Below are 10,678 nucleotides of genomic sequence, written 5' to 3'. Positions count from 1 at the left end.
TCTGACGCAAGTCGAGAGAGTAGGCTTTCATCGCCACGAGTTATCAGTAGAATTGCTCTCTCATATTGTACTGCACTAGACTAATAACCGCTATACCAGAGGCTTCGCCAACGCGTCTACGTAACTGTTCCTTCAACCTTTCCACCTGCGATTCTGCTTGTCTTACTTGCTCTTGGGCTTGTTCCCTCGTCAATCTTTCCTGTTTGAGCGCCTCTGCCAACTCCTCTGGAATCAGCAACTTTTCCCCAGTGTCTTCTCGATAAAAACCAATCAGTTGCCCCTCTCTTTGCAAGCGCAGCTGCAAAGGTTCACATCGGCTATCTATAAATTGGCTCATACACCTCGCCTCGCAGCCGATACCCTTGCAATTGCTCCTTAATCCACTCTCCCTTGGGGTCAAATAACCAGTATTCCAGTACCCCTAACTGCTCATACAGCGTCTTCTTGAAGCCCGTGTCCTGGTTTCTAGTGCCATCGGAGGTCATTTTAAAGATTACCACAGGCACTTGTCCCTCTTCCCATATCTTGTAATTATCTCGACCTCCAGGAGCGACATTAAAAATCACTAATGCCAATGCCCAATACTTCTCTACGAGAGGCTACGCCAACGACTTCGCTCAGTACAAGTGCCCAATGCCCTATACTTCTCTACGAGAGGCTGCGCCAACGACGCCGCTCAGTACAAGTCAGTACAAGTGCCCAATGCCCCGATCTTTTTACAAGTGTATAGTTCATAAACCAAACAAAATAGCTGTATCGGGATACTTTTGTAAGGAATTATCGCTTATTTTGCCTTTTTTCTATCAATGGCAAGATTATTTTGCACAGCGATCGCTACATTAGAAGATATATAAACAAAAATCATTGTTGGTTTTTATTCGTCCGCAGTTCACACAAAAACATGAGTGCAAGTACTATTATTTCCGACAATCCGCTACTTCAAGGCATTGGTTTACCTCGCTTTGCAGAGATTAAACCAGAACGAGTAATACCAGCCTTCAATGAGTTGGTGGCAGAACTTGACCAGCAGCTTACCACCTTAGAGGCTAGTGTAGAGCCTACTTGGAGTGGTTTAGTAGAACCCTTAGAAAAGCTGACAGAACGGCTTACTTGGAGTTGGGGGGTGGTGAATCATTTAATGGGTGTTAAAAATAGCCCAGAACTGCGCGAAGCTCATGAAATCGTACAGCCACTAGTTGTACAGTTTATCAACAAGCTCGGTCAAAGCCAAGCCATCTACAATGCTTTTAAGGCACTCCGGGCCAGTGATAGTTGGGCAACTTTAGAATTAGCCCAACAGCGCATTGTCGAAGCCGCCATTCGAGATGCACAACTTGCTGGTGTTGGCTTAGAAGGAGAAGCAAGAGAGCGTTTCAACGCCATACAAATGGAGTTAGCAGAACTTTCTACCAAATTCTCTAACCATGTACTTGATGCCACTAAAGCCTTCAACTTAACCCTGACAACACAAGCGGAAATTGACGGTTTACCACCAAGCTTAGTAAGTTTAGCAGCCCAAGTAGCTCGTGCTGCTGGCGAAAGCAACGCCACACCAGAAAATGGCCCCTGGCGGATTACTTTGGACTTCCCCAGCTATGGGCCTTTCATGCAGCACAGCACCCGTCGAGATTTGCGCGAAAAGCTCTACAAAGCTCATATCACTCGCGCTTCTGGTGGCGATTTGGATAACAACCCCTTAATTGAGCGCATTTTGAAGTTGCGCCAAGAACTCGCAGATATACTAGGCTTTAAAAGTTTTGCCCAATTGAGCCTAGCTAGTAAAATGGCTCCTAACGTTGAGGCAGTCAACGCCCTGTTAGAAGAACTACGCCGCGCTAGTTATGATGCTGCTGTTAAAGACTTGGCAGAACTCAAAGCTTTTGCAGCAGCACAGGGAGCAGCAGAGGCTACGGATTTAAAACACTGGGATATCAGCTTTTGGGCGGAACGCCAACGAGAAGTAAAATTTGCCTTTACCTCTGAACAATTGCGTCCCTACTTTTCCCTTCCCCAAGTATTAGACGGCTTATTTGGACTAGTCAAGCGGCTGTTTAGCGTCACTGTCACCTCTGCCGATGGTCAAGCGCCAGTATGGCATGAGGATGTGCGTTATTTCCAAATTGCTGACGAAACTGGTTCTCCCATAGCCTACTTCTACTTAGACCCTTACAGCCGTCCAGCCGAGAAACGCGGTGGTGCTTGGATGGATGTGTGCATCAATCGGGGCAAAATCACTGAAAATGGTGTCACTGCCATCCGCTTACCTGTAGCTTATTTGGTGTGTAATCAAAGTCCTCCCGTAGATGGTAAACCTAGTTTGATGACTTTCTCGGAGGTAGAGACTTTGTTCCACGAGTTTGGCCATGGATTGCACCATATGCTCACCAAGGTTGACTATCCCGCAGCCGCAGGCATCAATAACGTGGAGTGGGATGCAGTGGAACTACCTAGTCAATTTATGGAAAACTGGTGCTATGAGCGACCCACTTTGTTTGGAATGGCGAAACATTACGAAACTGGGGAAGCCCTACCGGAGCATTATTATCAAAAGCTGCTAGCGGCACGTAATTATATGAGTGGTACTGCTACGTTGCGGCAAATCCACATGAGCAGTCTTGATTTAGAACTACACTACCGCTATCACCCTGGTAGTAATGAAAGTCCCTCAGATGTGCGTTATCGCATAGCTAAGACTACTACCGTTTTACCACCACTTCCAGAAGATTCTATTTTGTGTGCTTTTGGACATATTTTTGAGGGTGGTTATGCAGCAGGCTACTACAGTTACAAGTGGGCTGAGGTATTGAGCGCTGATGCTTTTGCCGCTTTTGAGGAAGCTGGGCTAGAAGATGAAGAAGCGGTAAAAGCTACAGGTCGGCGTTATCGGGATACGGTGCTGGCTCTTGGTGGTGGACAGCATCCAATGGAGGTGTTTAAAACTTTCCGGGGTCGTGAACCAAGTACGATCGCTTTACTCAGGCACAATGGTTTAGTCAGTGCTGCTGTCAATTAAATAACACCTCTGTAGGGAGGTTGCAATGCAGATGCGTATCAACTTCAGATAAAAGCCAAAACCTCACCCCAACCCTCTCCTTAGTAAGGAGAGGGAGCAAGAGTCTTGTTTCTCATCTGGTATATTATATTAGCTAATGGCAGGGCTTGCCGCCTCCCTTACTGGCGGCAGAGCCGCAATCAGCAGCAACATCTGGTAACAAATCATCTGTTAATAAGCGAGTGTGTGTCAAGGTGATAAATTCACTCATAAAGAATTCTAGGGGTAGCAGCTTAATTCTATTGTGGCAGCAACATCAATTCCCTTCACCCTAGCAGTAGATTTTCTATACCTACTGTTGTCGTCGTAGTTGCTACCTGGATAATCCTACTGTATTGCAACCGCCACTGTAATGCGTTAGAAATTGTCAGGTAGCCAGTTTCTGGCGGTTGCTGCAAAATTCTTTCTGCCAGTATCTCACGCCCAATTTCATCTAAAGGAAAGTTACGTTCCTCTAAAAATGCTATTACATCTTCCTTGTTGCCATTACGGCGTAATATTTCTCTTAACCCGTAGGTTGTTTGATAATCTCCAGTTTTTTCTCTTGATACAAAGACAACATTCTGGAATTTTAAATTAGCAGTGCCAGAGCTATGCTCATCAATCTTTTCATATACCAATATTAGCAGATGATAGCCCAATCCATACACCTTTTGGCTGGCATTCCGAAAGGGGCAAGAAGATTAGGGCTGACGAATTGATGTCACTTTTAAATCAACTTCTAATCCGGGAAAATCAATCCCCAAAGCAGCACTACCAAGGGTGTATTCATACTTTGTAGACAAATATTGATTAAAAGTAAACTCAACATATGTTCCTACTGCTTTGGCATCTGTAACGCCATACAGATTAGGAATCGGTGTTGTGCTAAGTACAACACAAAAATCTCGTGCAGCAGTTTTGAGGTGAGATAAGGTTAGCACTTCCATTTTTTAAATAGCTAAACTTAATTGTTGCCAACCAGATTTACTCAATTCAAAATTTCTTTGACCAATTCTTTTGCACACCCACTCTACACAGGCTGGTACAACGGCATTCCCAAATAATGTGTATTGGTCGTAAATTCTAGCAACTTGACACCAATCATCAGGAAAACCCATGAGTCTGGCATATTCAATATTAGTTAAACGTCGAAATTTATCACCTACTTGGTAGCGTTCATAATGCCTTGATGTTGAGGCAGTCAATGTTGATGAAATGCCATTAGTTCCAAATATAGTATAACCAAGTCTCGCGCCTCCATCTTGGTTGTACAAAATTTCAACTCCATTACAATAACGATTTACAGGCTTACTTTGCTTAATCCGCTCCAAGGTATCGGCAGTAAAATCAAACTGGGTATCCACCATTGACTCATTCTGAAGAATATCCTGAAGCCTCTTTCTCGGTTTGATGTCAGGCAATGGCGAAATATCTTGAGTGAACATCTGATTTTTATAGGCAATTCCCCAATTATCATTTTTATTTTTCATCGTCATGATTGGCAACATATATTTCACCAATGGGACTTCGATGTTTGGCAATAAAATATTATCTTCCTTAGTTAAAAAGACTGATAGCTTTTCTAAAGTATTAGGTGTTATATCTGTTGAGTTTAATTTTGTGCCAAAAATAAAAATTCTATCTCGATTTTGAGGGACACCAAAACTCAAGGGGCTAATTATTCGCCATTCGATAAAATAATCTAATTCAGAAAGTGCATTTAAAATTAATCTAAAATGATAGCCATTTTCCATTGTCAGAAGTCTTTTGACATTTTCCAGAAAAAAATATTGTGGCTGCTTCTGGTCTAATATTTCTATAATGCGCTCAAATAGTGTTCCCCTAACTATATCTCTCACGCCAAGTTTTTTACCAGCAGGACTAAAAGGTTGGCAAGGAAAGCCAGCAGTTAAAATATCGTGATGGGGAATGTCTAAGATGGAAATTTCGTTGATATCGCCTAAAACAATAGAGTCTTTGCCAAAATTACTTTCATAAACTTTACAGCAAAGTTCGTTAATATCATTCGCCCATACTGTTTGAATATTTGCATTTGCCATACCCAGGCGAAACCCACCGATACCCGCAAAAAGTTCTAAGGCTTTGAGTTTGTTTGTTGTCATCTACAAATTTTGAAACAAGTTATCGCTGTGGGCAAATAGGTATATTATTCATTATCTTTGCTTTGTTAAGTCAAGTAAGGTGGGCATTGCCCACCCTACTTAGACAATTCGCTACTTTACTAAGACTTTGGTTTATATGTCGAAGCAACGTGCAATTCTTTCAATTGTTTAACATCTACACTCGAAGGTGCATCTGTTAACAAACAACGCGCTTGTTGCGTCTTCGGAAAAGCAATGACATCTCGAATAGATTCTTCTCCAGCTAGCAACATTACCAAACGATCTAAACCGTAGGCGATGCCACCATGTGGCGGTGTACCATATTCAAATGCTTCTAAGAGAAAACCAAATTTACTTTGTGCTTCTTCAGGAGATAAACCGATCGCTTCAAATACTTGCTGTTGAATTTCTCGCTGATAAATCCGCAGACTTCCGCCGCCAACTTCAACGCCGTTGAGTACTAAGTCGTAAGCTTGGGCGCGTGCAGTCTTTAAATCGCTTAAATCATCAGGATGCGGTGCTGTAAACGGGTGGTGTAGTGCTTCTAGACGCTTTTCGTCTGCATTCCACTCGAACATCGGGAAATCTGTAATCCAGAGTAAGTTGATTTTTTCTGGATCGATTAACCCAAATTCTTTAGCGATCGCTTGCCGTAATCTATCTAATGTTTTATTAACTGTAGCAGCATCACCAGCCCCAAACAATAGCAAATGTCCAGCTTTTGCACCTGTGCGGCGTAAAATTTCTTGTTTTTGTTCAACGCTGAGGTTATCTTTAATCGCGCCAATGGTGTCAATTTCCCCATCATCCCTGACGCGGATATAAGCTAAACCTTTAGCACCGGCTTCACTGGCTTCTTTAAATAAGTCGCCGCCTGGTTTAATGCGGACATTAGAAATTACATCGTTACCGTTGGGAATGGGGAGGATTTTGACGATACCACCATTGCTAACAGTGTCCCGAAAGACTTTGAAACCAGATTCTTTGACAATATCTGAGACATCAACTAATTCTAAACCATAGCGGGTATCTGGTTTATCACTCCCGTAGCGCTCCATCCCTTCAGCATAAGTAAGACGGGGGAAAGGGCGCTGTAACTCAATTCCTTTAACTGTTTTGAAGATATGGCAAACTAACTTTTCATTCAGTTCGATAATTTCCTCTTGGGACATGAAGCTCATTTCCATGTCCAACTGGGTAAATTCCGGTTGTCTGTCGGCGCGTAAATCTTCGTCACGAAAGCAACGGGCAATCTGATAATATCTGTCTAAGCCAGATACCATCAGCAATTGTTTAAATAGCTGGGGTGATTGCGGCAAAGCATACCACTCTCCAGGATTGACGCGACTGGGTAGAACATAATCCCGCGCCCCTTCTGGGGTAGAACGGGTAAGTATTGGGGTTTCGACTTCAATAAAACCTTCCAAATCTTCCAGATAACGACGCATGGCTTTGACAATTTGATGACGCAGTTGCAAATTTTGCGCCATGCGATCGCGTCGCAAATCCAAATAACGATATTTCAGCCGCAAGTCTTCCCGCACTGTCTCGGTGTCAGCTACGGAAACTTGGAAAGGTAACTGTTTGCGAACAGCATTGAGTAGTTGAATTTTATCGGCGTAGATTTCCACCTCGCCTGTGGGGATGCGGGGATTCAGCGATTCTTCGGGACGTTGCGTTACCCTACCAGTGACTTCCACAACATATTCATTTCGCAGGGCGTTCGCCTGTTCGTATGAATCTGGGGTGCGTTGCGGATCGCTGACGATTTGGACAATTCCAGAGCGATCGCGTAAATCTAAAAATATCACACCACCGTGATCGCGGCGACGGTCTACCCATCCGTAAAAGGTAACTGTTTCTCCAATATGTTTTTTTCGGAGTTCGCCGCAATAGTGAGTTCGCATAAGTGTTAGTTCTGTTTGTCTGGGCTAGATTGGCAAGAAAATGTCAAAGCCTTCCCATTATCTAGCATCAATAGTAATTGTAGTCATAAACATACAATAATCTCACGCCAAATTGGCAAAAGACGATTCGGGGCTTTAGGGGAAGTGGGTCAGACGCAGAAAGTGAAAAAAGACGCAATGAGGCAAATAGATAATTAGATACTCTCGCCGTGTCTCAGCCCCACACTCTTTTCCGTAATATAAAGTTTCATTTTTTACAATAGTTTCTTGTGTAAATCAACTATGGAACACAAATGATAACTGTTAATCACTGTCTCCATAAAAATCTTCATTTAATAACTGTTCTATCAAAAAAGGACAATCGAGAGGATATTCTGCGTCCCTTGGTTTTCTCACTCCTAATTTAGCTTTTTTACTTTCTTTAATTGCCAGTTTACGAGCATCGGCATAGGACTTAGAAAGTATTTCAGTAATATAGTTTTTAAAAGAAGGATTTTCTTCCAAATCCTTGTTTACTCGGAAACGATGTTCTGTCACAGAGCTATACCAGCTTCCTTTCATCATCTCTGGAGCATCAGATTGAACGGTTAAGTTGATTAAATGAGCAATCAGGATTGTTAAATTACTCATAAATGACCGTTTGTCTGACTTTCCCATGTCTTCTAATTCTAAAAGCAAATGCTCCCAATCTATATCATTAAAACGGTGTTGTTTAATCTGCTCAATAATGCTTTCTCGCCAAAGATTAAAATCTTGTTCATACAGTTGATTATTCATCTAGCAATCCTAAAAAATAAAGGTGTAACAGGGAATTTTGATTAGGCTTATAGTGATGACTTGTTCAGGTATACTGCAATTATAGAAAAATTTAAATCGCTCCTGTATTATGAATGAATAATTAGTAAGCGAAACTTGAAACACCGCAATTAGTGAGTAATGTTGCAAAGTAGACCACTCCCGTCATGAGTTAGACCGCTCCCATCACAAGTTAGATCACTCCCATAAGTTTGGGAACCAGTCCCGTTACGACTTAGACCGCTCCTGTAAGTTAGGGAACCGCTCCCATAAGTTTGGGAACCCCTCTGGTCACGAGTTAGACCGCTACAGTTGCAATATTGATAACTACAGCTTAAATATGGTGACACTAACTTCAATATTGCTGATGATAAGTTAAGCATTCAAAGGTAAGGACACACAGATATGCTCTTATACTGCGTGTTGCATCCAAAATATTTGTATTTTGTTTATTTTGCCAACATACGGAATATTGCAGAGTAAAGTTGTATAAAATTTCAGAATAGTAGGTTGGGTTGAGCGATCGCTCAACCCAACAAAGTCTCGATAATGTTGGATTACCCTGCAGGAAGCAAGCTACGTTCCTCAACCCAACCTACGCCTAAAATCCCTCACTGGAAATGAAAAAGATGCTTGGATTGACTCATTCGCATCCATCAAAGTAACAAATACCATCAACCAGTTATACCCTTTCACTTTAATAATGATACAAATACGTTGGTAGGGGCACAGCATTGCTGTGCCCCTAGGAGAAATCTATATGTATCAGGGTTTGTGTGAAATGGTATTACCAGCATCTCCCGAACCTGATAAACCGGGAATTAAGGAATTGTTAGCGATCGCAAGCAGCGATCGCATCTGATACAAACTTACCGCAAGAAAATAAAGTTGAGGCATTAGAGCAAGTGAAAGCATTAGCAGAAGCCGCGAAACGGCTATAAAGATTTTAAAGGGGATGATCGCTAATTTACCCAGTGCCACAAAGTTGCTTGAACAGTGCAGCAATCTATTACCGTTGATTTCAAATTTTCTGGATTTAGTTTGACCTCTCCTCTCTCCTAAAAGGAGAGAGGCTTTGAATCTTACTCCCCAACGCTAGTAGGGAAGAGGTTGGGGGTTAGGTCACTATTTAACTTTCAGAGAAGGTAAAATTATAAGTAAAAGTATTAATAATTTTAAAGAAACTAATCAATGTCCAGCATTTCTCTTGACAAAAGTAAATCTAATATCGTCGTCATCGGTGCAGGAATAGGTGGACTGACTACTGGAGCATTATTAGCTCATGGAGGTTACAGCGTCTTAATTTTGGATCAAGCTCTCGTCCCCGGAGGCTGTGCTTCGACGTTTAAACGGCAGGGATTTACCTTTGAAGTGGGTGCAACTCAGGTGGCGGGGTTGGAACCAGGAGGAATTCACCACCGGATTTTCTCAGAATTAAAAATAGATTTACCGGAAGCAACGCCTTGTGATCCTGCTTGTGCGGTGTATTTACCTGGGGAAAGTACACCGATTAATATTTGGCGGGATCAAAAGAAATGGCAAGAGGAACGACAAAAACAGTTTCCCGGTAGTGAACCGTTCTGGCAATTGCTCGCAACTTTATTTAATGCCAGTTGGGAATTTCAAGGACGCGATCCGGTGCTACCACCACGTAATTTATGGGATTTGTGGCAGCTAACGCAAGCGATGCGTCCCAGTACATTAATTACTGTACCCTTCACTTTGTTGACTGTAGGAGATGCTTTACGATTATGTGGAGTGGGAAATGACCAACGACTGAGGACTTTTTTGGATTTGCAACTGAAGTTGTATTCCCAGGTGGATGCAGAAGAGACATCATTACTTTATGCGGCAACAGCGTTGAGTGTATCCCAACTACCTCAAGGATTGTTTCACCTCCAAGGAAGTATGCAAGTATTAAGCGATCGCCTAGTACAATCCTTAGAAAGAGATGGTGGCAAATTGTTGATGCGCCACACTGTAGAAGAAATCAAAGTAGAAAATAGCAAAGCTACTGCTGTAGTCATTAAAAATCAGAAAACTGGCGAACTCTGGACAGAAGCAGCCGACCACATAGTTACTAATGTCACCGTCCAAAACTTGGTGCAGTTATTGGGAGAACAAGCGCCATCTGGTTATAAAAATCGGGTGGAAAAACTGCCCCAAGCATCGGGCGCGTTTGTGGTGTATTTAGGTGTAGATGCGAGTGCGATTCCGCTAGGATGTCCACCCCACTTACAATTTATGTATGATGCTGAGGGACCGATTGGCGAGAATAATTCCCTGTTTGTTTCCGTCAGTCATCCTGGAGACGGTCGCGCACCGGAGGGTAAAGCGACAATTATCGCTTCTTCATTTGTCGATCCGATTCCGTGGTGGCAGACTGATGATTATGAAGGACTCAAACAAAAGTATACCCTGCAAGCGATCGCTCGTCTTGCCCAATACTTCTATCTCAAACCAGAAACTATTATTCATCAAGAAGCTGCAACACCGCGCACCTTTGCCCATTTCACAGCCCGCGATCGCGGTATAGTTGGCGGTATAGGTCAAAGAATCCCCACCTTTGGCCCCTTTGGGTTCGCCAATCGTACACCAATCCAGCATCTATGGTTAGTTGGTGACTCCACCCATCCAGGCGAAGGTACTGCTGGGGTGAGTTATTCGGCGCTAACGGTAGTCAGGCAAATTCAGGCGCAAATATAGTATTTTGTCAAGTTAGTAATGAATAGTTTGTAGTAAGCACTTTAGTGCTTAGAAAATAAGGACTGAAGTCCTTACTACAAACTTGTTTACAAGTATTAGAGGCGGAATTTTAT

The 10,678-nt window shown here is 42.7% G+C and carries 8 protein-coding genes and 1 pseudogene; 3 read left to right on the top strand and 6 right to left on the bottom strand.

Annotation, left to right across the window (positions count from 1 at the left end):
• Nucleotides 1-43: 43 nt before the first annotated feature.
• Nucleotides 44-569 (bottom strand): annotated as a pseudogene (locus tag ACYTXL_RS01490) (Uma2 family endonuclease); the annotation flags it as partial.
• 5 nt (nucleotides 570-574) lie between these two features.
• Between ACYTXL_RS01490 and ACYTXL_RS01485 the strand changes: the two are divergent.
• Both ACYTXL_RS01485 and ACYTXL_RS01480 read left to right on the top strand, forming a co-directional pair.
• The gene (locus ACYTXL_RS01485; protein ID WP_461923179.1) at nucleotides 575-730 is read left to right on the top strand and encodes a hypothetical protein; all 156 of its coding nucleotides are present in this window, start codon (nucleotides 575-577) and stop codon (nucleotides 728-730) included.
• Between the two features lie 171 nt (nucleotides 731-901).
• Nucleotides 902-3,013, top strand: a complete 2,112-nt coding sequence (locus ACYTXL_RS01480) for a M3 family metallopeptidase (RefSeq protein ID WP_461923178.1) — start codon at nucleotides 902-904, stop codon at nucleotides 3,011-3,013.
• Nucleotides 3,014-3,318: 305 nt separating this feature from the next.
• Here the strand turns inward: ACYTXL_RS01480 and ACYTXL_RS01475 are convergent, their stop codons facing one another.
• From ACYTXL_RS01475 to ACYTXL_RS01455, 5 genes are all read right to left on the bottom strand, one after another.
• A complete protein-coding gene (locus ACYTXL_RS01475) occupies nucleotides 3,319-3,672 on the bottom strand; it encodes a hypothetical protein (protein WP_461923177.1) in 354 nt (117 codons plus the stop codon).
• Nucleotides 3,673-3,735: 63 nt separating this feature from the next.
• Nucleotides 3,736-3,981, bottom strand: a complete 246-nt coding sequence (locus ACYTXL_RS01470) for a hypothetical protein (RefSeq protein WP_461923176.1) — start codon at nucleotides 3,979-3,981, stop codon at nucleotides 3,736-3,738.
• 3 nt (nucleotides 3,982-3,984) lie between these two features.
• Nucleotides 3,985-5,157 carry a DNA cytosine methyltransferase gene (locus ACYTXL_RS01465; RefSeq protein WP_461923175.1) on the bottom strand — a complete coding sequence of 391 codons (1,173 nt, stop codon included), beginning with the start codon at nucleotides 5,155-5,157 and terminating at the stop codon, nucleotides 3,985-3,987.
• 119 nt (nucleotides 5,158-5,276) lie between these two features.
• Nucleotides 5,277-7,064 (bottom strand): aspartate--tRNA ligase, encoded by a 1,788-nt coding sequence (aspS, locus tag ACYTXL_RS01460; RefSeq protein ID WP_461923174.1) that lies wholly within the window; start codon nucleotides 7,062-7,064, stop codon nucleotides 5,277-5,279.
• Between the two features lie 303 nt (nucleotides 7,065-7,367).
• The gene (locus ACYTXL_RS01455) at nucleotides 7,368-7,841 is read right to left on the bottom strand and encodes a DUF29 domain-containing protein (RefSeq protein ID WP_461923173.1); all 474 of its coding nucleotides are present in this window, start codon (nucleotides 7,839-7,841) and stop codon (nucleotides 7,368-7,370) included.
• 1,209 nt (nucleotides 7,842-9,050) lie between these two features.
• On the opposite strand from ACYTXL_RS01455, the gene crtD reads away from it, so the two are divergent.
• Complete coding sequence (gene crtD / locus ACYTXL_RS01450) at nucleotides 9,051-10,565, top strand: C-3',4' desaturase CrtD (RefSeq protein WP_461923172.1); 1,515 nt, start codon at nucleotides 9,051-9,053, stop codon at nucleotides 10,563-10,565.
• The last annotated feature ends 113 nt before the right edge of the window (nucleotides 10,566-10,678 follow it).

The sequence above is a fragment of the Nostoc sp. genome (assembly GCF_054880495.1).
This window is presented reverse-complemented; position numbering and strand designations above follow the sequence as displayed.